The 23,608-nt window shown below is 51.2% G+C and carries 25 protein-coding genes; 16 read left to right on the top strand and 9 right to left on the bottom strand.

Going from position 1 to position 23,608, the window contains the following annotated elements; translation table 11 throughout:
• Nucleotides 1–54 precede the first annotated feature (54 nt).
• Both epsC and UNDKW_RS01155 read right to left on the bottom strand, forming a co-directional pair.
• The gene (gene epsC / locus UNDKW_RS01160; protein WP_162057255.1) at nucleotides 55–1,011 is read right to left on the bottom strand and encodes a serine O-acetyltransferase EpsC; all 957 of its coding nucleotides are present in this window, start codon (nucleotides 1,009–1,011) and stop codon (nucleotides 55–57) included.
• Nucleotides 1,012–1,077: 66 nt separating this feature from the next.
• Entirely contained in the window at nucleotides 1,078–1,554 is a 477-nt protein-coding gene (locus UNDKW_RS01155; protein WP_162057254.1) for a rhodanese-like domain-containing protein, read from the bottom strand.
• A 209-nt stretch (nucleotides 1,555–1,763) separates the two neighbouring features.
• On the opposite strand from UNDKW_RS01155, the gene UNDKW_RS01150 reads away from it, so the two are divergent.
• Nucleotides 1,764–4,091, top strand: coding sequence for an ATP-binding protein (locus UNDKW_RS01150; protein WP_162057253.1), 2,328 nt, complete (start codon nucleotides 1,764–1,766; stop codon nucleotides 4,089–4,091).
• Nucleotides 4,092–4,107: 16 nt separating this feature from the next.
• Here the strand turns inward: UNDKW_RS01150 and UNDKW_RS01145 are convergent, their stop codons facing one another.
• Nucleotides 4,108–5,379 carry an O-acetylhomoserine aminocarboxypropyltransferase/cysteine synthase family protein gene (locus UNDKW_RS01145; protein WP_162057252.1) on the bottom strand — a complete coding sequence of 424 codons (1,272 nt, stop codon included), beginning with the start codon at nucleotides 5,377–5,379 and terminating at the stop codon, nucleotides 4,108–4,110.
• Nucleotides 5,380–5,721: 342 nt separating this feature from the next.
• On the opposite strand from UNDKW_RS01145, the gene UNDKW_RS01140 reads away from it, so the two are divergent.
• The 3 genes from UNDKW_RS01140 to UNDKW_RS01130 are packed head-to-tail and all read left to right on the top strand — an operon-like array spanning nucleotide 5,722 to nucleotide 7,610.
• On the top strand, nucleotides 5,722–6,198 hold the full coding sequence (locus UNDKW_RS01140) for a glycine zipper 2TM domain-containing protein (protein WP_162057251.1): 477 nt from the start codon (nucleotides 5,722–5,724) through the stop codon (nucleotides 6,196–6,198).
• A 15-nt stretch (nucleotides 6,199–6,213) separates the two neighbouring features.
• On the top strand, nucleotides 6,214–6,834 hold the full coding sequence (locus UNDKW_RS01135; RefSeq protein ID WP_162057250.1) for a hypothetical protein: 621 nt from the start codon (nucleotides 6,214–6,216) through the stop codon (nucleotides 6,832–6,834).
• Between the two features lie 17 nt (nucleotides 6,835–6,851).
• Complete coding sequence (locus UNDKW_RS01130) at nucleotides 6,852–7,610, top strand: hypothetical protein (RefSeq protein ID WP_162057249.1); 759 nt, start codon at nucleotides 6,852–6,854, stop codon at nucleotides 7,608–7,610.
• A gap of 86 nt (nucleotides 7,611–7,696) precedes the next feature.
• Here the strand turns inward: UNDKW_RS01130 and UNDKW_RS01125 are convergent, their stop codons facing one another.
• Together UNDKW_RS01125 and UNDKW_RS01120 are read right to left on the bottom strand one after the other, a co-directional pair.
• Complete coding sequence (locus UNDKW_RS01125) at nucleotides 7,697–8,563, bottom strand: polysaccharide deacetylase family protein (RefSeq protein WP_162057248.1); 867 nt, start codon at nucleotides 8,561–8,563, stop codon at nucleotides 7,697–7,699.
• Nucleotides 8,564–8,578: 15 nt separating this feature from the next.
• Nucleotides 8,579–9,118: an ester cyclase gene (locus tag UNDKW_RS01120; protein ID WP_174247558.1), complete on the bottom strand. Its 540-nt coding sequence runs from the start codon at nucleotides 9,116–9,118 to the stop codon at nucleotides 8,579–8,581.
• 141 nt (nucleotides 9,119–9,259) lie between these two features.
• On the opposite strand from UNDKW_RS01120, the gene UNDKW_RS01115 reads away from it, so the two are divergent.
• Entirely contained in the window at nucleotides 9,260–10,171 is a 912-nt protein-coding gene (locus tag UNDKW_RS01115; RefSeq protein ID WP_162057246.1) for a LysR family transcriptional regulator, read from the top strand.
• A 12-nt stretch (nucleotides 10,172–10,183) separates the two neighbouring features.
• Nucleotides 10,184–10,618, top strand: a complete 435-nt coding sequence (locus UNDKW_RS01110) for a cupin domain-containing protein (protein ID WP_197893067.1) — start codon at nucleotides 10,184–10,186, stop codon at nucleotides 10,616–10,618.
• 2 nt (nucleotides 10,619–10,620) lie between these two features.
• Here UNDKW_RS01110 and UNDKW_RS01105 read toward each other — a convergent pair whose 3' ends face one another.
• Entirely contained in the window at nucleotides 10,621–11,262 is a 642-nt protein-coding gene (locus UNDKW_RS01105; RefSeq protein ID WP_162057245.1) for an ATP-binding cassette domain-containing protein, read from the bottom strand.
• A gap of 285 nt (nucleotides 11,263–11,547) precedes the next feature.
• Between UNDKW_RS01105 and UNDKW_RS01100 the strand changes: the two genes are divergently transcribed.
• The gene (locus UNDKW_RS01100; RefSeq protein WP_162057244.1) at nucleotides 11,548–12,018 is read left to right on the top strand and encodes an SH3 domain-containing protein; all 471 of its coding nucleotides are present in this window, start codon (nucleotides 11,548–11,550) and stop codon (nucleotides 12,016–12,018) included.
• Nucleotides 12,019–12,118: 100 nt separating this feature from the next.
• Here the strand turns inward: UNDKW_RS01100 and UNDKW_RS01095 are convergent, their stop codons facing one another.
• Nucleotides 12,119–14,134, bottom strand: a complete 2,016-nt coding sequence (locus tag UNDKW_RS01095) for a hypothetical protein (RefSeq protein ID WP_162057243.1) — start codon at nucleotides 14,132–14,134, stop codon at nucleotides 12,119–12,121.
• Nucleotides 14,135–14,524: 390 nt separating this feature from the next.
• Here UNDKW_RS01095 and UNDKW_RS01090 point away from each other — a divergent pair, with 390 nt between their 5' ends.
• The 3 genes from UNDKW_RS01090 to UNDKW_RS01080 are packed head-to-tail and all read left to right on the top strand — an operon-like array spanning nucleotide 14,525 to nucleotide 16,362.
• Nucleotides 14,525–14,827, top strand: a complete 303-nt coding sequence (locus tag UNDKW_RS01090; protein WP_162057242.1) for a hypothetical protein — start codon at nucleotides 14,525–14,527, stop codon at nucleotides 14,825–14,827.
• A gap of 57 nt (nucleotides 14,828–14,884) precedes the next feature.
• On the top strand, nucleotides 14,885–15,433 hold the full coding sequence (locus tag UNDKW_RS30050) for a hypothetical protein (RefSeq protein WP_197893065.1): 549 nt from the start codon (nucleotides 14,885–14,887) through the stop codon (nucleotides 15,431–15,433).
• Complete coding sequence (locus UNDKW_RS01080; RefSeq protein ID WP_162057241.1) at nucleotides 15,427–16,362, top strand: DKNYY domain-containing protein; 936 nt, start codon at nucleotides 15,427–15,429, stop codon at nucleotides 16,360–16,362. The genes UNDKW_RS30050 and UNDKW_RS01080 overlap by 7 nt, the downstream gene beginning before the upstream one ends.
• Nucleotides 16,363–16,393: 31 nt before the next feature.
• Here UNDKW_RS01080 and UNDKW_RS01075 read toward each other — a convergent pair whose 3' ends face one another.
• Nucleotides 16,394–16,912 (bottom strand): globin domain-containing protein, encoded by a 519-nt coding sequence (locus tag UNDKW_RS01075; RefSeq protein WP_162057240.1) that lies wholly within the window; start codon nucleotides 16,910–16,912, stop codon nucleotides 16,394–16,396.
• Between the two features lie 470 nt (nucleotides 16,913–17,382).
• On the opposite strand from UNDKW_RS01075, the gene UNDKW_RS01070 reads away from it, so the two are divergent.
• From UNDKW_RS01070 to UNDKW_RS01050, 5 genes are all read left to right on the top strand, one after another.
• Complete coding sequence (locus tag UNDKW_RS01070; RefSeq protein WP_162057239.1) at nucleotides 17,383–18,747, top strand: PLP-dependent aminotransferase family protein; 1,365 nt, start codon at nucleotides 17,383–17,385, stop codon at nucleotides 18,745–18,747.
• Nucleotides 18,748–19,110: 363 nt separating this feature from the next.
• A complete protein-coding gene (locus UNDKW_RS01065) occupies nucleotides 19,111–19,767 on the top strand; it encodes a GGDEF domain-containing protein (RefSeq protein WP_162057238.1) in 657 nt (218 codons plus the stop codon).
• 47 nt (nucleotides 19,768–19,814) lie between these two features.
• A complete protein-coding gene (locus tag UNDKW_RS01060; RefSeq protein ID WP_162057237.1) occupies nucleotides 19,815–20,234 on the top strand; it encodes a globin family protein in 420 nt (139 codons plus the stop codon).
• A 123-nt stretch (nucleotides 20,235–20,357) separates the two neighbouring features.
• Entirely contained in the window at nucleotides 20,358–21,443 is a 1,086-nt protein-coding gene (locus tag UNDKW_RS01055) for a sensor histidine kinase (protein ID WP_162057236.1), read from the top strand.
• Entirely contained in the window at nucleotides 21,440–22,045 is a 606-nt protein-coding gene (locus UNDKW_RS01050; protein ID WP_162057235.1) for a response regulator transcription factor, read from the top strand. The genes UNDKW_RS01055 and UNDKW_RS01050 overlap by 4 nt, the downstream gene beginning before the upstream one ends.
• A gap of 21 nt (nucleotides 22,046–22,066) precedes the next feature.
• On the opposite strand, the gene UNDKW_RS01045 is transcribed toward UNDKW_RS01050, so the two are convergent.
• Nucleotides 22,067–22,690 (bottom strand): hypothetical protein, encoded by a 624-nt coding sequence (locus UNDKW_RS01045; RefSeq protein ID WP_162057234.1) that lies wholly within the window; start codon nucleotides 22,688–22,690, stop codon nucleotides 22,067–22,069.
• Nucleotides 22,691–22,801: 111 nt separating this feature from the next.
• Between UNDKW_RS01045 and UNDKW_RS01040 the strand changes: the two genes are divergently transcribed.
• Nucleotides 22,802–23,553, top strand: a protein-coding gene (locus tag UNDKW_RS01040; protein ID WP_370529156.1) for an IS5 family transposase whose coding sequence is annotated in 2 segments (ribosomal slippage) — nucleotides 22,802–23,132 and nucleotides 23,132–23,553 — 753 coding nt in all. Because the reading frame shifts where the segments join, the coding sequence is not laid out codon by codon here.
• Nucleotides 23,554–23,608: the final 55 nt, after the last annotated feature.

The following is a 23,608-nucleotide window of genomic DNA, read 5'->3' as shown; positions in this document are numbered from 1 at the left end:
GGGATAAGCAGCCGTGTTATGTAGTTCACGGCTGTTTATTTGAAGCTCACTTATTCAAACCAGAGAAACGGGATTTTGCTGTTCGTGCCGCAAGCTGGCCTGGCTGACATGGCTGCCCGCCGCCACATCGCTGGTGACCCAGACATTGCCGCCAACGATGGCGCCGCGGCCTATGGTGACGCGGCCCAGTACCGTGGCACCGGCATAGATCACCACATCATCTTCAACGATGGGGTGGCGTGGCAAACCTTTTTGCAGCTTGCCATCATCGTCACTGGGAAAGCGTTTTGCTCCCAGCGTGACAGCCTGGTAAATACGCACGCGCTGGCCGATGACGGCAGTCTCACCTATCACCACGCCAGTACCATGATCGATGAAAAAGCCAGCACCTATGCTGGCACCGGGGTGGATGTCTATGCCGGTCTGGCCATGCGCAATCTCGGCAACAATACGCGCCAGCAGTGGTACGCCTAGCTGGTATAGTTGATGGGCGATACGGTGATGTATCATCGCCAGTATGCCGGGGTAGCACAGCAAGACTTCATCGACCGTGCGCGCCGCCGGGTCACCTTGATAAGCCGAAATGACATCACTGTCCAGCAAAGAACGTATGCCCGGCAAGGCGCGGGAAAATTCACGCACTATCGTCAGAGCGCGGTCATCGATATGCAGACCCTCTTCTTCGTGATAGCGCGAAGCATAGCTGAGTTCCAGCCTGACCTGCCCAAGTAGTGAATGCAGGACCGTATCGAGCGTATGGCCTACATAAAAATCTTCACTCTCTTGCCGCAATTCAGGCGGCCCCAGACGCATGGGAAAGAGCGCACCGCGCAAGTCATTAAGAATTTTTGCCAGTGCATCACGCGAAGGCAATTCACGCCCGCCAGGCTCTGCTGATCTTTGCTGGCGACGGCGCCAGGCATGGCGTACTACCGCCAGCTCACTGACAACCTGCTCTATGCCGAACAGTGAGGCGCGTGTCTCTTTAGTCTGTTGCAATGCTTGTCCCATGATGCTCTGCCCTCTCAAGTCCTTAAGTCCGCAATTACTTCTATTACTTCTATTACTTCTATTACTTCAATCTTGCACCCAGGGCAGCTTGTGAAAGCGCCAGCCACCACTATGCCCACGCTGCTGCGCCTCATCCAGCTCGCCCTCAAAACCCTGTTCTATATTGAAGACGTTTGGCAAACCAGCCTTGCTGGCGGCTTCTGCTGCCAATGCCGAACGTTTACCGCTGCGACAAAGCAGCAAGACCACGCTCTGCTTGTCCTTGAGTTTGCCTTCGAGCTCTTTGACAAAGCGCGGGTTGCGCGTGAGTGCCGTGCCTGTCGCCCAGGCTACATGCAGGCTGTCTGGTAAATGACCGACGAATTTGCGTTCTTCATTACTACGCACATCAACGATCACGGCCAGGCCTTGCTGCTGCAAATCCCAGGCATCCGTCGGGGAAACGCTGCCAGCAAATGGCAGGCCAGCGTCTTTGGCGCGCTGGCGGGCAGCAGTCAATGTCAGAGGTTCAGTTGGGGACTCAATAAGTGGGGAAGCTGTCATACACGTTCTCTGTATTCATGTTTTTCGTCACAGAGATTGAATGTACAGAAATTACCTAAGACAGAAAACGAATAAAAATGAAGTTAATTATCCGAAATTCAAATATGCTGTAGCTATTGCCATAAAGCTGGCATTTGCTGCATTGCGCCAATATGGCAATGCAGTCTGTTAGGCGTATGATATTAGAATCCCTCTACTTTATCGCTACTATGGCTACAGCTAAATCTACCTCGTATCCCAGGCTAGCGACTCTGCTTACGCTGGGGGTGAGTGCGGTAGTATTGTGTACCATTCTCTCGGCCCTGCTGCTGGTTGATCACTTCGCCAAAAACTATGCTCAGAAAGAAGCAGAGCAAAGACTGCAGCAAGTTGCCTGGCAAATGCGCGATTCACTCGACCAGGTCATGCAAAAATCAGTCAGCGATGTGCAACTGCTGTCGCAACTGAATGAAGTCAAAGACGGCAAAGATCCTGCGGATGTACGCCGCATCCTCGATCACCTGCAACACAACTTTTCTGACTATGCCTGGATAGGTTTGGCTGATCCTGAAGGTAAAGTGCTGGCATCTACCAAGGGCATGCTGGAAGGGCAGGATGTCAGTAAGCGGCCCTGGTTTATTGAAGGCAAGAAGGCCTTGTATGCGGGTGATTACCACCCTGCCCTGTTGTTGCAGAAGCTACTGCCTTACAGCATAGACCCCTGGCGTTTTGTCGATGTCTCCATCCCCGTTTACAATTCTGAAGGCAAGTTGCGTGGCGTGCTGGGGGTGCATCTGAGCTGGAGCTGGACGCGCAATCTGGTGCAAAACATACTGGCACCCGCTGACAAACAATATGCGGCAGAAATCATGGTGGCGCGGGAAGATGGCACCGTCTTGCTAGGTCCGCTGAAGATGGAAGAGAGCAAGATATCTCCTAACAGCCTGATGCTGTCGCGTTCGGGTAAGAGTGGCGTGACGGAAGAAGTATGGGAAGGCCCGCAGAAATATCTGACTGCCTACACCATGAGTGGACAGGCACGTAATTACCCCGCCTTGCAATGGAGCATACTGGTGCGCCAGCCCAAGGATGTTGCCATGGCTGGTTTGTATAACCTGCAGCGTGAAATCATGATTTCTGGCGCCATACTATGCATCGTGCTGGCACTGCTGGCATCGCTGTTGGCAAGGCTCATGTCCTCATCGCTGACTAAACTCAGTACCTTCATGGAACAACGTACCCAAAACCGCGATTCACAGGCAGAGCAACCGCTCTTCCCCGTTGTGGTTCACGGCTTTCATGAAGCCCAGCTTTTATCGACCACGATAGCGGGAATGCTGGAAAAAGAAGAACAATACCTGACCAAGATCGAACGCAGCAATCAAAATCTCGAAGCAACCGTGATTGAACGCACGCGTGAAATTGAGCTGAAAGCCAGCCAACTGGAAAATGCCTTGCAGGAGCAACGCGTTGTACAAAATCGTTTGCAAGCCATTACAGATAACCTGCCCTGCATAATCACTTTCATGGACAGGCAAGAACGCTATTTATTCGTGAATGCTTTCGTCACGACAGAATTTGGCATCAAGCCCGAGTATCTGTTGGGGCGCACTTTGCGTGAAGTTGTTGGCGATGAATTTTACAAGGCCCATGCACCTCATGTGCAGGCAGTATTGGCGGGTGAACGTGTCAGCTTTGAAGGCGAGGGTAAATTAAATAGACGTACCTACTATTATCAGTCTGTGTATGTGCCTGCCTATGACGATGCCGGTCAAGTCACGGGGTTTTATGCGATGAGCTTTGATATTGCTGACCGCAAGCGGGTGGAGATGATGATGAATGAGTTCGTCTCCATGGTCAGCCATGAGCTGCGTACTCCACTGACATCGATCAATGGCTCGCTGCGCCTGGTAGCCGCCGGCGTTGCTGGCCAGGTACCGGATAAAGCCCAGGAACTGATAACCGTTGCAATGCGCAATGGTGACCGCCTGCTGCACTTGATCAATGATATTCTCGACCTGGAAAAAATCGCCTCCGGCAAGATGGAATTCAATTTCCAGCTCAGCCAGATTGGCCCAATGATCCAGGATGCCATCAGTGCCAACAAGTCGTATGCCGATCAATATGATGTCAGCATCAAATGGCATGAGGCTTATTCCGAATTGATGGTCAATGTCGATCGTCACCGCGTTGGCCAGGTACTTGCCAATCTGTTGTCAAACGCGATCAAGTTCTCTCACAAAGGGGGCGAAGTAGAAGTGACGGTGGAAATGAATTTGACCAGACAAAGAGTCAAGGTCATCGTTACCGACCATGGCTGCGGCATACCCCTCAATTTCCATAACAAGATATTCCAGAAATTCAGTCAGGTCGATGGTTCCAATACCCGCAAAAAAGGTGGCACTGGCCTGGGTTTGAATATTTGCAAAACCATCATAGAAAAAATGGAGGGCAGCATAGGCTTCACCTCCACTGTGGATGTTGGCAGCCAATTCTTTTTTGAATTGCCGCTGGCAGGCACCACATCCAGTGCCGCCAGCGTCATTGAGGCAAGCTAGCCTGAAAGGCCGACCGCTAGGTTGCAGCCAGTGCCTGCTCCAGATCAGCAATCAGGTCATCAATGTGTTCTATGCCTATCGACAAACGCACAGTGTCTTCAGTGACACCGGCTTTTGCCAGCTCTTCAGGGTTCAATTGACGATGCGTGGTGCTGGCCGGATGACAGGCCAGAGATTTGGCATCGCCTATATTCACCAGACGGGTGAATAGTTGCAGGGCGTCCTGGAAGCGACCACCAGCTTCACGCCCGCCTTCGAGACCAAAAGTCAGGATGCCAGAAGGTTTACCACCCAGGTATTTCTGCGCGAGCGCATGGTCCTTGTGTTCAGGCAAGCCGGCATAATTCACCCACTTCACCTTCGCATGCTTATCCAGGTAATGGGCAATCTTGATGGTGTTGTCGGTAATCCTGTCCAGGCGCAAGGCCAGGGTTTCTATGCCCTGCAAGATCAGGAAGGCATTGAAGGGCGACAAGGCAGCACCAGTATTACGTAAAGGTACGACGCGGGCACGTCCTATATACGCTGCAGGCCCCAACGCTTCGGTATATACCACGCCGTGGTAAGAGACATCAGGCTCGTTCAGGCGTTTGAATCTTTCTTTGTGCTCAGCCCAGGGGAATTTGCCAGAATCAACGATGATGCCACCTATGGAATTGCCATGCCCGCCGAGGTATTTTGTCAGTGAATGCACGACGATATCTGCACCAAATTCTATCGGGCGCAACAAATATGGGGAAGGCACGGTGTTATCGACGATCAATGGAACGCCATGTTGGTGGGCGACTTTGGCGATGGCTTCGATATCCGTAATATTGCCTAGTGGATTGCCGATAGATTCTACAAATACTGCCTTGGTTTTAGCATCGATCAACTTGGCAAAGGACTCAGGGTCACGGTAATCAGCAAAACGGGTTTCTATGCCGAACTGCGGCAGGGTATGGGCGAACAGATTATAGGTTCCGCCATACAGTGTAGAGGCAGAGACGATATTGTCACCTGCCTCGGCAATGGTTTGTATCGCATAGGTAATCGCCGCCTGGCCAGAAGCCAGGGCCAGACCGGCAATACCGCCTTCGAGCTCCGCCACGCGTTTTTCCAGCACATCATTGGTGGGATTCATGATGCGTGAATAAATATTGCCCTGTACTTTGAGATCAAACAGATCCGCACCGTGCTGGGTATTATCAAAGGCATAGGCAACGGTCTGATAAATAGGCACGGCAACCGCGCGCGTAGTCGGATCAGGTGTGTAACCACCATGTACTGCTATGGTTTCCAGCTTCATCAAGATGTCCCTTTATTGAAATGAGTTTAATAATGAAAACGATCATAAAAATACTGCCTTTAAATAACAAGGAAGCATTTCGAATTTGCTTATCAAGAAAATGAAGCTGGGGCCCAGCTTGTGATCTATTTTTGGCAAGTAACAACAATGCGGCAGCTTGCACCCGCTATCCAGGAATGCTGAATGATATTACAATAAAAACATTATCAAAAACTTCATTAAGTTTGAATTTGAAATACAAACTTACAATATAAATCGGGAATTATTTATAGTTTGATATTTATAATAGCTTGGGAAAACACCGTCATATTTCCGTAAATTCTGCATGAGGCTACTCTGTAAATGAAAAAATTTATTCCGCTGGCACTGTTTCTTGTTGCCGCTACGGCTTGCACCACCACTCCCGCGCAAAATGAATACAGCAATGTCAGGGCCGGTGGCTTTCAGGATCAACAGACTGGCGACGTCGGCGATATTCAGGACTTGCGCAGAACCACGCTACAAAAGCAGGGGAAAACCGGGGCTACAGGTGCGGTCGTTGGTGCAGTGACAGGCGCCGCCCTGGGCAACCAGATAGGTAAGGGCAACGGCAGGAAGGTCAGTACCGTATTGGGAGGCGTGGTTGGCGGCGTAGTCGGCAATTCCATCGCAGAACAAAACTCCGTGGTCAACGTAGCGGGTCTGGAAATAGTCGTGCGCCTGCGCAGCAATGGCAGCCTGATCACTGTCACCCAGGAACAACAGGGACGCAACTATTACGTAGGCCAGCCAGTGCGGGTCATCTATTCGCAAAACATGGCGCAAGTGTTGCCCTTGTAAAGCCGCGGAGTAATCATGGTCATACTGAGTTTGCTCAAACGCCCGAATGTACGCACACTATTGATTGCCTGGGTTTTGCTATACCTGCTGGCAAGTGTCGTTCACGAGCAGTACCTGCGTAATATCTTCGGGCTCCCGATTTTACTCTGGATACCTTACAGTTTTTATGCGAATTATCGCAAAGCCAAACAGGCACATCAGGACATGATCAAAGCAATACGTGACATGTCACAGGTCACTACTGAATCCTGCATCGACATCTGTGGCGACAATGCGATGGCGATCAACTACCACACCAATACGATTTTCCTGATCGACGGCAAAATCAGGAAAACCGTAGCAGCCAGCCAGTTATTGCGCTGGGAGATGTTCGAACCAGGCGGGACGCAGATCACCGGCTTCATGGTCGGCGGCTCAGCCGGTACGCCACAAGGCCAGGCTGTGCTGGGGGCTGCCATAGGCGCCGGTATATTTCATGTGCTGATCAAACTGTTTATCAAGCAGAAAGCCATAGGTTATATCAAGTTCTGGATCAATGATGCAGAACGCAGCATCGTCAGTGTCTATATTTCCAACAAGGCCTTCCTTGATCAATTACAGCATTTCTCTTTGACCATAGGCCATAAAGTCGACTAGCTTTTGATAGATACAGAATGAAAATTTCACATCAGTTAATCAGCCTTGCCCTTTGCGGTCTCAGTGCTGCAGCACAAGCACAAATCTGGACCGATCTGCCGAGTATGGACCAGAAGGCCGATGTCATCACCCAGCGCGCCGACAGCCCTATATACAGCCGCATGGCAGTTGACAAGAAATACCGTGAATTTGCCTACGCTGCCATCAATGTCAGAGGTGAACAGCTTGGCTATAAACTGGTGCTGGAATCACGCGAGGCGCTGTTCACGGATAAATCATTGCGCAAAGTCTATGAAGCGAAGGCAGGCAATTATTTTGTCTCATACTGGGTCAGGGAAAGTCCGAACTACCGCAAGATGCCCTTCAAACGCAATGTCGAGATCTTGCTGGTTGTCGTCGATACCGTGCCCGCGAACAAAGATAACCCTGAATTCAAGGCCGTTGCCAGCAAACTGCCCTATGTGACTTACCAGATACGCTGGCAGCAATTCAGCGGCAACCAGGTGGTAGGCATCAAAGGTGATGACACAGGCTCAGCAGTCAAATGGAATTGCAAAACCAAGGAAGGCAAAGTCATGCCGACCATGATACAAACCATGATCATCCACAAACCCAACTTCAAGAATGAAGAAGAGTGGTATCGCACTGCGTATTACATCACCGATACCGGTGAGCTAAAAGACAATGGCGCAGGCCGGAGAAACATCTGCACCGAGCGCAGTGTAGGCCCGGACGATGAAGTATCGAAATGGGTACGCTTTTTTGGCGGTGTATAAACCAGAGATTGACTCTGCCACACAACAGCTTTTGACGGGGTGATGCTTTTTACACACAGCATCGCCCCTTCCCAGCTGGTCCTCAATTACTTCACAGGCACATCCGGCATACTCAGTGCCAGCTCAGCTATTTTGTCCTTGCGCATGAAGACCACGCCAGGATGTTGCAGGGCATACTGCAAAAACTCCCCTAGCATTTTGACACGCGCCGGAGTACCACCTATGCGGTCATGCAGAGAGACCGACATCATGCGCCGCCTGTATCCTGACTCCATATACAACTGATCAAATTCATCACGCAACTCCTGAGCAAAAGCCTGCGCCGTCAATGGCCCCTCAGCCCCAAAGCGAGCAATGTCGTTATTGCGCAAGGTGTAAGGCACAATCGCAAAAGCGCGGTCATTGACTGTGGTCGTCATCGGTTCATCGGCACTGAGATCATCAATGTGATAAGTAAAACCCAGTGACTGCAATATCCCCAGGGTGCGCGGCGTGCCACGTAGCCAGAAGGCATTAAAACCAACAGGCCGTGTGCCAGTCGCCTGTTCTATCGCTGCGATATTGGCGATATACGATGCGCGCTCTTCTGCCTCAGTCATGGTCCAGTGCGGCGTCCAGCTATGCCCATGCGCTGCCGCTTCATGACCGCGTTGCACGATCTCCCTGGCAAGCTCCGGCCTTTGCAATACCGCCTGCCCGACCATATGTGAAGTCACGGGTATCTTGAATTTGTCCCACAGATCCAGCATGCGCGGTATACCTTCACGTGCACCATATTCAAACCAGGTGCGGGCTGGCAAATCAGGCAGGCTGGTATCTGCCATGGCAGGAAAAGGTGAACCATTCTGATGCTCTGATTGCGCACCGGCTTCAAACTGCATGGAAACAGAGACCACCATACGTATGCCATCTGGCCAGAACTGCCCATCAGGCAGAGTGATTTTGTTTGTCATTGTGAACTCTCTCTATTAATTTTTGATGATGCCCAGTTGCTGCAACAAAGTCAGGTTATCTTCCAGATGCCAATTCTCGGCAATGCGGCCATCAGCTATGCGGTAAATATCTGTCGCGATGAAATCGACCTTGCGGCCATCGCCTTGCTGGCCATGGAAGCTGCCGCTAAAGTGACCGGTAAAATGCAGGCGACCTACGACACGGTCACCGACCAGCATCATCTCTTCCACATCCAGCTTCAGGTCAGGTACGGCTGCACGAAAATTTTTTGAGGCAAACAAGGCGCCCTGAGGACCTTGTGGCCGGCCAGCTGGCAAATTCCTGTCCATGAAATTATCTGCCAGCGCCGCTTGTGCAAACTGCCCGTCACCGGTATTCCAGAAAGCATAGTAACGCCGTGCCGCCAGTGCCATGTTTTGCTGCTGCGCAGCCGGGATGGACTTGTCGGCAACGATGTTACGCGGTACTGGCAAGTAGTCTTGCGCATAAGCTGCGCTTGCATAAGCATCAATACTTAATAATAGACTAAGACCTGCTAAAAATTTGGCATGCATGATACTTCCTTTCATTACTGGTTAAATGAGTTGTAAAGCGAAATTCGCCTGGACACTACTGTGCTACCATTCCAATTAATTGAAAATAGACTTAATAATCAATGCATCTATTCCAATTTTGAAAAGATAAGGTATTTGTCCATGATAGAACTGGCCGATATGAAACTATTTGTCCAGGCTGTGCTGAGTGGCAGCCTGTCTGCTGCGGGTCGTGAACTCGGCTTTTCACCAGCCGTAGGCAGCAAACGCATGAGCCGGCTGGAAGCTGCCCTGGGCACGCGCCTGCTGCAACGCAGTTCACGCCACCTGAGCCTGACCGAAGAAGGGGCGCTATATTTCGAGCGCTGCCAGGCCATCTTGCTGGATGTTGCCAATGCAGAAGCTGAACTGGGCCAAGGCCAGACTGAGCCGCGTGGCCTGCTCAGGGTATCTTCACCGGTTGCACTGGGCAGACACTATATAGGCCCGGCACTGGCAAAATTTGCAGGCCAGTATCCCGGGCTGCAGGTGCAACTGTCGCTCAGCGACCAGCTCATTGATCTCGTCGCATCCGGTTTCGATTGCGCCATCAGGATAGGGGCCAATACTGACTCACGCCTGCTTGCGCGCACACTGGCAGACAACAGGCGCATCGTTTGCGCTGCCCCGGCCTATCTCGCCAGGCATGGCAAACCCAATGTACCGGCCGACTTGTTGCAGCACAATTGCATACTCATGCAGCCATCGTCAGCCATGCACGCAGACTGGCATTTTCATTCGAGCACATCCGGCGAAGAACAAACAATCAGGGTACGCGGCAACTGGCTGACCGATAATGGCGAACAGGCCCATGACTGGGCATGTGCAGGTCTGGGTCTGGTCAGGCGTTCTTGCTGGGACATGGCAGCGGCCCTTAAAAGCGGCCAGTTGCTTGAAGTTTTACCGGAGTGGACAGATATCAGCGCACCGATACAAGTCATGTATCCATCGCGCCACTATTTGCCTCTACGCACACGCCTGTTCATAGACTTGCTGGTAGCAGAATTTGCCAGCGCAGGAAATCAAAACACATAGCCAGGGGTATCAATGAAAATAACACTCACCTCATTTTGCTGCACGCTGCTGGCAAACAGCAATACATGCATGGCCGCAGCAGCGGATACTGCCCCCGCCATGAGCATCATCAATGAGGAAGAAGTCAAACGCGATGAGCCACCGCCCCACGGAGCGATAGGCATGTCCACAGCTTACCGCATCAGCGATGCAGCACCTGCACCGCGCAGCATGGAATTCAGGAAACGCATACTGCACCCTGGTGCAGAAATAGGTTTGCACCCTATCGCGCATGACGAAGTTTATTATGTGCTCTCTGGCACAGGCAGCGTGACCTCAGATGGCAAGACTGCGCCCCTGAAAGCGGGCATGGCCGCCTACTTATACAAGGGCGCAGTAGTGGGTATCAAACAAACGGGGGCAGAAGCCCTGAGCATTATTGTGAGCTATCCGAATGCAGCGCACTGAGCTCAGTCACCTAAATCTATCACGCCAGACAAGGCCAGGCCTTGCGGCCTCACATACATTGCCAGCACCCAGGCCCTGGCTGCATCCGCGGCAAGCTGGTTCAGCATGGCTGTGATAAATTCTATCGATGACTTGTCCAGTGCTGCAAAAGGATCATCCAACAAACTGATGGTCGCACCGGCAGCAAAAGCTGCCGCCAGCCAGGCCTTGCGCTTGCTGCCTGTCGATAACATGAACATCTGCTTGTTGATATGCGGTGTCAAACCAAGACCCTCTATGGCTTGTGCCAATACCGCATCATCAAAACCGGGGTATGCCTTGCGCACGAGAGCGAAATAGTCCGGTACAGGCATCTGATCATAAACATCCGTACGCGGGTCTACCCAGAATACCTGGCTGCGGTATACATCAGGCTGCGCAGACAAGGCCACATCCTCTATCTGCAATTGCCCGCTTTGCACAGTTAATTCACCTGCCAGCAATTGCAGCAAACTGGTCTTGCCCCGGCCATCACCACCGAGCACCAGCGTAATACCTGCGGGTATATCATACGACCAGTTGGTGAACAAAGAATGGTCGGGATATTGAAAAGTAAGATCAGTGGCTTGCAGGACAGTTTTTTTCTGGGTCGTGGAAGTAGTCATTGCGCAGGCATCTATTTTTGAAGGGGGATGATGCATAGTATAAACTGTCATCAATAAAAACACTGGCATAGCAGCGATTACCTACTGTTTCACTCTTTGAAGAGCAAGAACCCAATTCAATTGTCTTATCTGCTGCAATTCCTGTCTGGCCTTGAGTAAAGCATGCTAGACTTTTCGCGCTGGTTTTCCATCCACTTAATACCTTTACACCCAATTGCGGTGACTATGAATACGCCACTCTCCCTATCCAAAACTAGCGCCTGCTGTTTTTGCAGTTTACTGCTCATGAGCAGCGCGCTGTACAGCAATGTGGCGCATGCCGAGCCTGAAGTGACTGCATGCAAGCTCAAAGTTTTTTCCATTGACCCTGACGCCGGTGGCAGCAATATCCGCAGCGGCCCGGGTTCTGAACACAAGGTGTTGGCCAACATCAAAGACAGTGATTCACAAATGGAAATCACAGGCTCTGCCGGAAAATGGCTGCGGGTTCGCCAGGTCAGCGGCGTGGCCGGCGAAGTATATTTCAAAGGAGAAGGCTGGGTATACGCGCCCCTGACCGGTATCAATGCACGCACAGGCGTCAGCCTGCGTGCCAGCCCGATGGCACAGAGCGCGATGACAGGAAAAATCCCTGCAGAGGCAGGAGCATCAGTACAAAGCTGTCATGGCGAATGGCTGGAGATACAATATCAAAGCGCGAAAGGATGGATGCCGCCTGGATCATATTGCGGCAATCCAGTAACGACCTGTTCATAGAACAAGCGCAAGATAAAAGCCCGCTGCTTGCATTAATCGTCATGCAAGCAGCGGGCTTTTTTACATCTGCAATATCGACGATGACTGAATCATCGCCTCATCAAAATTCAAACGCACCAATGTCTATCATGCCATCCTGCTTGCGCAAGATCACCGCACCAGGTTGTGCCACTGGCAGCAAGCTGGATGTGAGATTACCCAATCCATTGCCCGCATTGATCAGGGGTGAACCAAGAGCCGGGCGATAATCATGCAGTGCCACGTTCGCCAATACCGGATTATTATTGCCACCCAGATTGGTGTTCCAGCCGTTCACGACTGCGCCTGTCAGGTGCCCTACCCAATACTGCGCAGCATTAGGTGAGACCCAGTTATTCGTCATATTGACGGTACCCTTGCCCAGTGCCATGGCTTGCACTTTACCTGGCGACCCCGCTGTGACAGGCAGTGCATAGAACAGATTATTCCTGACATCGGCAACAGCATTGGGCATGCCCAGATTAAACATCAGTGTCTCAGGATAAATGCCATGGGTAGCGTCTCCCCTTACCACCATCGTATTATTGTAGAAGAACAGGGTGCCCTGACGGTAGTTTGCAGTCAAGCCACTGTCACCACCATAATTGACGAGGTTGGTGTTATTGCTGCCTGGCGTCAGATCAAACAGATTGCCATAGACATAGGTCGATGCATAGTTTGGTTCACCGTAGATAAGTGCGTTGCCGCCGGTAGAGTCCATCAGGTGCAGTTGCAGACCACAGCTCGACGCAAAAGTGTTGTAACGCACAATCAGGCCAGATGAGCGGTCTTTCAAACAATCACCAAAAGCACCGGGGCGCACGTCACCAAAATAGTTGTACTGGAAAATGATATCGCGTGCTTCAGTATAGCTATTGTGTTCGGAGTAGCCGTTAGTCACATTGGCAACAGGTGCATTGCCGTTGTTGTAGAAAGTATTGGCCTCGATCAGTACATCTTGCGACAACTCCACCAACGTACCGTTTTTGGAATTAATGAACAGGCCGTTGCCGCAATTGTGCATGACATTATTTTTCACTACCAGATGTGCTGCAGCTTCGACAAACAGGCAGGTGCCAAAAGCAGCATAGCTATCGGTCTTCTTGCCCAGCGCATCAGAGAAAGAATTACCATACACGGAATTGCGGATATCCAGGTTTTCGATACTGATATAACCTGCAGGGCCATGATTGTAGTTGTAGCCAGCCTGCGGCCCCACCATGACCAGGCCCAGTTTGTACAGCACCCGGGTAGCGCTGGCATTGTCATGATATTGCAGGGTGCGGGCAGCCTGGCCTGGCAATGTTTCCAGTTGCGTTGCCAGCTTGCCCTGGGCATCTGGTGCACCATCGATGATGGGGCGCGCACCAGTCACAGAATCAGGCACACCGATCACACGCATGAATTTATCGGGTGCAGTTGGTGCCAGATTGGTACCTGCTGAAATCAAGATCATTTCATGGTAGGGCAGGTTGCCAGGCTTGGCATAAATTCTGACCGTGTCACAGCCTTTCAACTGGCTCCAGGGTAGCTGGCCCAGGGCAGTGTAGGTCTTGCCCACGCCCACATCATAGTAATTGATGGCCGCACAGGCAGACTGGTCGGCATTCATGGTCGGTGTGGTCGCCCTGGTGATGGTGGACGAACCGCTCACAGGCTGTATGCTTGTACCTGCCGCCGTAATCACAAACACCCGCGAACGGGAATACACCACACCCGCCACAGTCGCGCTGGCCGTAACGGTGGCGCTGCCTGATGGTGCGTTGGCCGGCACGGTCAGCACATAATTGCCCAGGGCATTGGCGACGGCGAGCTTGCTGACTGTCATCAGTGATGGGTTACTGCTGCTCACCGTGATCGGTACCGACGCGTCTGTCACACCGGTCTCGGTGATGAATTCAATGAGCGCATATTCTGTGGAACCGGCATTGCGCGCATTGCTGGCCTCATAACCCACGGTTTTGGAGGAGAAACCTATGCGTGCCGGGGTTGTCGCCGCATTTGCCGTCGGTACAGACAGCGAGACGATGGTCACCGAAGTGATGGCCAGACAAAAGCCAAAGGCCAGTGCCCTGCTCAGTTTTTGATGCAGTTTCATGCTATTCCTCCTGACGAAGCGACATGAACACATGAAAATGCACGCTGTCGCAATAAAAAACAAAGATACAGATATCAAATCTGGCAAACATCATCACAAGCCTGCATTTATAAAGTAAGTGTCGCTTGTCAGTTTTTTATATGACATTAAGCATATTGAGTTCTGCCCCAGTCTGTGAAAGACTCTCTCTGGCAAGTCAGGCTTGCCACAGGCGAACTGATTTGCAGTTTCATGAAAAAGAGGTATGAAAGAAAATTTCCTTGTTGGCTTGTATTTCACTTGTATCTATCCACTAGACCAGGACTTGTATCTATCACTAACGACATGCCAGGTGCAAACTTGCCAGACTTTCATTCAAGCTATATCAACCAATCAAGAAAGAGACACATCATGATCAAACTGAACTGCCTGAAACTGACCCACCTGATACAGGCACTGGTGATTACGTCCGTCATCGCTACTGGCAGTGCTGGCGCTGCCGACCCGGCGTCTGCCAGCGAAAAAGACACTCTCCGTGCCACCCTGCTGGAAAGTAAAGAGAAAAACAAGGGTGTTACCGTGCATGCCAGCGGCACCAATGTCGCCATGGTGGTCACAGCCCTGGAAGAGAAATATGTGATAGGCCGCAACCAGCAGGCCAGCCGCATCGTCATCCGCCTGGATCGCATTGACGGCGTCTCTGCAGCCTTCTGATGCATATTGCCGGGATCAGGCATCGTCAATCAATACTCATTAGACAAGGAGAAAACGATGTCTGACTGGGCATTCTGGGTAACATGTCTCGCTGTCCTGGGTCTGGCCTATGGCTGGCGTAACAAGTCGCGCAAGCACACAGAACACGCCATGCTGCTCATACGTATAGACAGGGACAGCGTGCATGCGGGCGACGACACCGTGTCGCATGCAGAAAACATTGCCGTCCCTGCCAACACCAGCCTGGCTGGCTTGCTCGAACAAATCCGCATGGCAAAATTTTTGCCATCCATCAGCGGTGGCAAGGCGACCTGGGTCATAGAATCCTCAGGAAGCCATATCAAGGCAATAGGTGTGCTGGCCCAGCAATGGCAGGAGCCCCGTATCATGATAGATGCATCGGCAGAGCTGGCACAGCACTTTGCAGGCCAGCAACCGAATCTGTTTTTTCGCTACCGCTGCCAGATTGATCCTGACACAGTGTATGCACAATTGCAGGCTTCGGTTGTCAATGAAAATACATCTGACATCGTCAGTTTCGCCAGCCTGGCAAAGTACGCAAGCTATCTGAGCAAGATGACGAATCCGGGTTCAGGCAGATGCTAGGGCAACTCAAAAAATATCCACCCTGGGTCATACTCATGGGCATCATCTCTTTCCTGTTTGGCTGCGGTAACGAATCCGCCTATTACAAAAAGAAAGGCAAGTGGCATTACGACGGTGTGGTCATTGACAGCCAGCATGCGCTCATCAACTTCACGCCCATAGACGACTATTTTGCCAAGGATGCGCATTATGTCTATTACCGTGGCACGCCGATTTTTAACGGCAATGATGCCAGCGACAGTGCCAGTTTTCAGATACTGAGTAAATACTATGCCAAGGACAAGTCCATGGTATTTTTTTGCGATACCGAGCGCGACAGCAAAGAATACTGGAGCATCAAACGCACGGTCATCAAAAAAATACGGGATGCTGACCCGGCCAGTTTCCGCATGATGAGCGATGGCTATCTTGCCAGGGATAAATCACATCTGTTCAGGCAGGACAAGGTAGTACCAGTGCAAGATATAGACAGTTTCGTGCTGCTGGATCACTTTTTCGCCAAAGACAAATTGCGCGGCTATTACCGAGAGAATGAAATTGCAGGCAGTGACGGACTTAGCTTCACACCACTTGATGCCCACTACGCCAAAGACCGCACAAAGATTTATTACGTCGATGGCTTTACCATAGGCGGAAGCCTCAAAGGCGTCAGCTACGATAACTTCAAAGTGGTAGAACAAGGCTATGCGCTTGATGGCATTAAAGCCTATTACCATGGCGATGTCATCAGTAAAGAAGATGCTGCCTCATTGCAGTATCTGGCGATGGGATATGCAAAAACTTCGCGCCAGGTTTTCTATTATGGAAAATTGATCAAAGCTGCAGATGCGCCCAGCTTTGCCATGCTTGAACGCTTCGATGGCAAGGTCGATGCAACAGATAAAAACGGGCAATACAATGCAGGCGAACGTATCAAGGCAGCCTCATAAAGACAGCTGATCATGCGGCAATAGCTCGCAATTAATTTTTTGCAGCACTGGCCATGCCATGTTGCATGACAGTCGCCATGTTATCAAACAATCCTTCCCAGGCAACGCGATGTGCAGTTGTAAACCCGGCACCGCCGCGGGTCGCCAGAGTATCAATCAAGACATTGCGCATCACGCCAAAATAAGCCTGCTGTACCTGGTAGTGGTGATGCCGCACGCCGGATGCGTGCAATAGCAGCAACAGATGCTCAGGCTGATGCACCAGCGCCACGGTTTCTTCCAGCGTGTGGGTCAGGCGGCCCTGTTGCTCTGTCATGTCACCAGAAAATAATTCAATCACTGCAGGCGCGGCGGCAAACAGGTTGCGGTAAAAATCAACGGCCAGGTCACCAGGAGCCGCAATTGCCACCTCCCAACCTGACGTGATGAGCCCCGCAATATCGTCTTGAATCGTCATCAACCATTGCTCAGCCGCTGCAAGCTGGGCTTTATTTGGTGCGCGGGAAGACAGGGTTGATTTTGCCGGTTTTTCTGCTGGTGCTTTAGTCATTATTGGAGTTCTTGCTTTTATGGATAACAAGCTGCGGAATTTGAAATGGGCCTGCTGCTTAGTATATCCCTTATCGTCACAGATATAGAAGAAAGCATCACTCCAGAGCGGGTTAGTGGACTGTAACAGTGGAATCGAAAGTGAAGGACATGTGCCCGACTCATCAGGGCAAGACGCAAAACACAGCGATAGCGGGGCTATCGCGAGTATTTGCAACGCAGCCATGATCGTCGCGCACATGGCAGGCACTCCGATTCCACTGTTACAGTCCACAAGTACATACTTCAGTATGCCCGTCAAAAGCCACTATTTGATACGTAATCCCCTACCCGGTATGTTATAACTATTGTAGGCAATATTGCAGCGCGATTCATTCAAACTCATTCAGTCTCAATCAGACTCCATTGCCGCCCTCCCCTTAGGACATCAGCATGCAGCCTGGTAAATTCTTGCAAAATTGAGGATTTTTTGTGACAAAGAACAAGTATCAAATATTGGCGGATGATTTGGCTGATGCGATATTAAGCAAAAAATTGGCGGCCAATGCACGCCTGCCTTCCGTGCGTGAACTCATGCAACAACACCAGCTTAGTCTCGCCACTGTGACTAATGCCCTGCACACTCTGGAAGAAAAAGGGCTGGTTGAACCGCGTGGCAAGGCTGGTTATTTTGTTAAACCGCCAGCAAAAAAAGAAACAACAGCCACTGCCCCGCATACCCAGGCAGATTTGCAAAACATGTCTGCCAATGTACTCAAATGGGGCCCGGCAGAAGACCTTTTCCCTGAGCGGCGCTGGCAAAGCCTGTTGGGCAGCGTGATACGCCGCCATCCTTTTTTATCAACCCGTCATGCCCAGGCTTATGGCCACCCGCGTCTGCGTGCGGAGTTGGCCAAGCGCAGTGCAGAAAATGGCTGCTTCCTCAAGGAAGATGAATTGATCGTGACGCAGGGTGCGACAGAGGCCCTGTTACTGGCCTTGCGTGCAACCAGCGAGGCTGGCAGCAAGGTATTGGTGCAGGCTCCCGTCAGCGTCTTGTATAGCCGCCTGCTGGAAACCTTCACCCTGACACCGGTGACCGTGCACAGCAGCGTGGATGCGCCAGAATTTCTGGCTGAGGTGCAGGCGATACTGGAAGGTGAAGACCCGCCCAAGGTTTTTTTACTGGTCGCCAATTACCATTTCCCTACTGGCGCACTGATGCCCTTGCCAGTGAAGCGTAATCTTTTGAGGCTGGCAGAAAAGCATGGCGTCACCATCATAGAAGATGATGTCTATGGCGACCTGCAGCACGATGGTGCACGACCACTGACACTGAAATCCTTTGATCTCAAAGGCAAGGTCATCTACGTCAACTCTTGCTCCAAAACCCTGGCACCCGGCTTGCGCATAGGCTGGCTGGCCGCCGGTAGCTGGCGTGAACGTATCGAATATCTGAAAAGCGCATCCGCCAGCAGCGTCAATGAATTATCGCAGCTTGTGCTCGCAGAATTCCTGGCACAGGGCAGCCACGTGCCACACTTGCGCAAATACCGCCAGCAATTAAAATCACGAAGCGGCGAGTACCTGTCCATACTGCGCCTGGTGTTGGGCAATACCGTCAAACTCGCAGATATGCCCGGCGGCTATAGCTACTGGCTGCCACTGCCAGGCAAGATCAGCACAGAAGAAATACAGACTCAAATCCGCGCCAACTGGCCCTTGCTGGACGAAGCCGATACACCGCAGATTGCCCTGGTCTCGAATGGCGTGTGCGTGAATACGTCGATACCGCTGACCGATTCGCTGCGCCAGTCATTGACGGCATTCTGTTTTTATCTGCGTGGTTTTTATTAAGAGTAAAGCAGTTTAAAAAAACTCAGATCAACTGCTTTTTTATTTTGTACCTATCGATTAGAGCACTGCTTGTATCTATTCGAAAAAGACTGTCTGACACATACTTCTTCCCATGCCAGGGCATGATCAGACACTACTGAAGAATCCCTGAACGCGCCGTACTTTCTGAAAATTTCTTGTATTCATGCGGAAAGCACAGCCTTGTATCTAACAATGAACCGGCCATTAGCCAATACTAGTGAACTGTAACAGTGAAAATCGGAGTGCCTGCCATGATGCGCCGGGCACATTTCCTTCACTCTCGATTTCACTGTTACAGTCCACTAGCCAGGTCATCATTCATCGCTTATGAAAAGAAATTGTATGCAAGCTACGCAAAGATTAAATTATAAAAAACATGCACCACAAGTGCATTGTGCAACACCCGTTTTCGATGACAAAGAATTTGCACGCTGCGATACTGATGACAGCAAAAATAGTGCGGCACTGCTGGAAGAAATTTCGCGCCTCAAGCGCTTTATTTCTGATCTGGAAATTGAAAACCGCACCGACATATTGACCGGTCTATTAAACCGCCGTGGTTTTATCGCAGAGTTGAATACAGCCTGGGACAGATGGGTACGTTATGCAGTACCAACCACACTGGTCGTGCTGGACATGAACCGCTTTAAACAGATCAATGACAATTATGGCCATGAAGCGGGCGACAAGGCCTTGAAACTGGTTGCTGTTTACCTGCAAAACAATTTGCGTTCCACCGACATACTGGGGCGTCTCGGTGGTGATGAATTCGCCGTGATTTTGCCACACACCAATGCGCAGGAAACACAGAATATTGTCAATAAGCTGTTACAGGCAACGCCTGTCTTACAAATAAATTTATCGCAAGAACAGGTAGCGATTCCACTGGAATTTGCACTTGGTTTTGCTGAAGTGAATACATCCCAGGGCCCGCCCAAGGCCTGGCTGCAAGCTGCTGACTTGCAGATGTACCAAAGCAAGGCTGCCACGGCAGGCTAGACAGACTCTCAGCAAATCCAAACTATCATTTCAACCGGAGAATTACAATGAATCAACACACTGTCACACTCGTACAAGACTCGTGGAAACAAGTGGCAACGATAGCCCCGCAGGCTGCCGCCCTGTTTTATCAAAACCTGTTTGCAGACGACCCATCACTGAAACCCATGTTCCGCGGTGACATGACAGAGCAAGGTAAAAAACTCATGCAGATGATAGGCGCTGCGGTTGGCAAGCTCAATGACCTGGATAATCTGGTGCCGGTACTGCAGGGCCTGGCTGTGCGCCATGACGGTTACGGTGTCAAGGAATCACACTATCAGACAGTTGGTGCTGCATTACTGAAAACACTGGGACAAGGCCTGGGCGACCGCTTCACCAGCGAAACCAGGGATGCCTGGGCCACCGTATATGGTGTGATGGCCAATGTCATGATCACTGCCTCACGCGCCACCGTCGCAGCCTGAGCCAGTTTTATTTGCTTTAAAAGGAATGCCAAAGTGAAGCCAGCCAAAGTTAACCCAGGATTTAAAGCAAGCAGCAATCATAGTCCTGCTCAAGCGGTGTCTTTGCCGCTTGCGGAGAATGAGGTGAACGATACTGGGGTCATGGCCGACAAGAGCAAATCTTCAGCCTTTTTCTGGCTGATCCTGCCTGCTTTCTTTTTATTGAAATATACAAGCGCCATCCCATCTGCAACTGAGCTGATGATGGTCATTGCGACACTGGCTGGCTTTGTCATCTTGTTTGAATACAGCTTGCAGGTTAATGATAAGCGCCTGTTTGCCTGCATTATCACCGCCACCATGACAGGCATAATATGGGCACCTTACAATGCAGGTGCCGCCGCATTTGTCATGCTAGGTGCGGGTATGTGCCAGCGGTTGAAAAATACCCGCGCTGCCTGCACCGCCCTGTCCATGGTGTACGCAATTTTGTTGATGGCAAATGCCAGCCTTGAATTACCATCTGAATTTCTTTTGCCAGCATTGCTGTTTTGCCTGCCGGTTGCCCTCGTAGCTATCCTGCTCGAAAAGTATCGCCGCACTGACGACCAAATAATCATGCAGCGCGAAGAGATCGCCAACCAGGCACGTCTCGCTGAACGCGAGAGAATTTCGCGCGATATCCATGATGTGCTTGGCCATACCTTGTCCGTAATCGTATTGAAGGCTGACCTGGCGCGCAAACTGATCAACACTGATCTGGGTGCCTGTTCCCATGAATTGATAGCCATAGAGCACAGTGCACGCAATATCCTGAGAGAAGTTCGTAGCACAGTTCGTAACAACTGCACGAGCAGTTTGAACGCGGAATTAGCTACAGCAAAGACAGCCTTGCAGGCAGCCAATGTCAACATGACTGCCCTGATAGAACAATGCAGCATACCGCCGTCATTGGAAAATGTCATCGCACTTGCTTTGCGTGAAGCGGTCACCAATATTATCCGTCATGCCAGGGCGAGCAAATGCAAGATCACCCTGTCGTCGGATTCAAAAAATATCAGACTCACCATCGCGGATGACGGCACGGTCCAGGCTAACAGAGCCATCAGAAAAGGCTGCGGCTTAAGCGGCATGGCAGAGCGCACACACGCTCTGCAAGGCAGCATCAATATCCATCAGGCAAATGGCCTGAGTATAACAATTTCACTGCCTCTCAAAGGCACGGCATGATACGCATCATGATAGCCGAAGACCATGCACTGGTATCCGGCGCACTGGCTGCCCTGTTGCGCTTTGAACCTGACATGCAAGTCATCTCGCTGGTAAAAAATGGCCAGCAGGCGCTCGAGGCCTGCCAGCAAGAATGCCCCGACATCTTATTGACAGATATAGAAATGCCGGTCATGACGGGTCTGGAACTGGCAGCCAGCATTGCTGAGCAAAAGCTGCCTTGCAAAGTCATCATGCTGACCGCCTTCGCCCGCGCCGGTTACTTGCGCCGCGCCACCGCCAGTGGTGTGCGCGGCTATATGCTCAAAGATTCCCCCTCAGACTGCCTGGCAGCAGCGATACGCACGGTGCAGGCAGGTGGCCGTGTGATTGCGCCTGAACTCGCCATGGAAGGCTGGAACGGCCCTCACGACCCCTTGTCAGAACGCGAGCGCCAGGTATTGCGCCTGGCGGGCTCAGGCGCAGGCAATGCCGACATCGCCAGGCAAATCCATTTATCAGAAGGTACGGTACGCAATTACCTGTCAGATGCCATCAGCAAGATGCATGTCAGGAACCGCGGCGAAGCTTACAGGATAGCCAGCGACGCAGGCTGGCTGTAACAAGCTGCATAACAAACCAGGCTATTTAAACGGTGCAATACTATCGCCCGCAAGCAGCATTTGCGGCACCTGGGTGAAAGCAGTAAACACACCCGCGCCACTTGGCCTGTCGAGCACAAACACCATGTCGTAACGGGATCCGGGCCAAGGCTGCGTTGGTAAATTCGAGAAGTTGGCCGTGCCTGTCTTTTTGAGCAATTCGTTCAGCACCGAATCCTGACCTGGCCCTTGCCAGATGTCCTCATGCTGCCAGGAGATGAGCACCGTGCCCGATTGCGCCAACACACTGGCGACCATGCCATCGCTGTGTTTATAGTGATCTTTGTCGAAAGAAGTATTTGGCGTCAGGTTCAACCTGGCAGCCAGTGCAGAGATAGTCTGATACGGTCTCTGGCTAGGCTCCTTGCCACCAGCAGTCGCAGGACTGGACGCGTATATGAAATTGGGCACAGCCAGTTCTGCATTCTGAAACTGACCATTGGTAGGGTTAAACAAACTGGCGATACCACCTGCTCTTTCCCAGCCCAGCGTAATCAAGGACTCGTTATCGCTGGCCCCCAGCAAATTAATGCCGCCGTATTCGCTGCCGCCATAAGTGCCAGGCTTTTCTGCATGGCGGATGATCATGATCTTGGTCGGTCCCATATTTTTTCTTTTCAGTTTATTAGCCTGGGCGTGTTGACATATCTATTTTGCATGAGGGCTGTTAACTTTTCCGAAAATGTGTTTACATCCTTGAATTTGGGCGAATCAAGGATGTCGAGAATGTTGTTGCGTGACGATCAATGGGCAAGAATAGAGAGGCTGTTGCCTGGACGAACAGGAGGCGGAGGCAGGGCTGGTGGAAATGACAGGCTGTTTATTGAAGCAGTGTTGTGGATAGCCCGCACAGGTAGTCCGTGGCGAGATTTGCCGGTTGAGTTTGGCTACTGGAACACGGTCTATACGCGCTTTGCGCGGTGGTCTGAACGAGATAGTTGGCAAAGTATTTTTTCTGTGTTGCGAGAAGAAGCTGATTTTGAAGAGGTGTACCTTGATAGCACAGTGGTGAGAGCACACCAACACGCAGCGGGCGCAGCCAAAAAAAAGGAGAGCAAGCTCTTGGCCGTTCTCGCGGGGGATTGACTACTAAAATTCATGTATGTGTGGAAGGCTTGGGGCAAGCAGCCCGTTTCCTGCTTACTGGGGGTCATTGTCATGATGTGACGCAAGCAGAGGCATTACTCAAAGACCTACAGCCAGGAGCAGTACTGGCAGACAAAGCTTATGATGCCAATGCTTTGATTGCGCGCATTCAAGAGAGAAATGCGAAGGTTGTGATCCCGTCAAAATCGAACCGGAAAGAGCCAAGAGAAATTGATGCTTTTCAGTATCGCAACCGCAATGTAATCGAACGTTTTTTTGCGAGAATCAAACAATTCAGACGAATTGCAACACGCTATGATAAGTTGGCTTCTCGCTTCGCCTCATTCTTCGCTATTGTTGCTTCTTTTGAATGGCTAAAATGATATGTCAACACGCCCTAAGGAAGAACAACATAAGGTTTTGCGATAATTCTTACTA

Origin of the sequence: Undibacterium sp. KW1, assembly GCF_009937955.1 — a bacterium.
Lineage (GTDB): Bacteria > Pseudomonadota > Gammaproteobacteria > Burkholderiales > Burkholderiaceae_D > Undibacterium.
The sequence above is the reverse complement of the archived record's forward strand: the minus strand, read 5'-3'. Positions and strand labels throughout refer to the sequence as shown.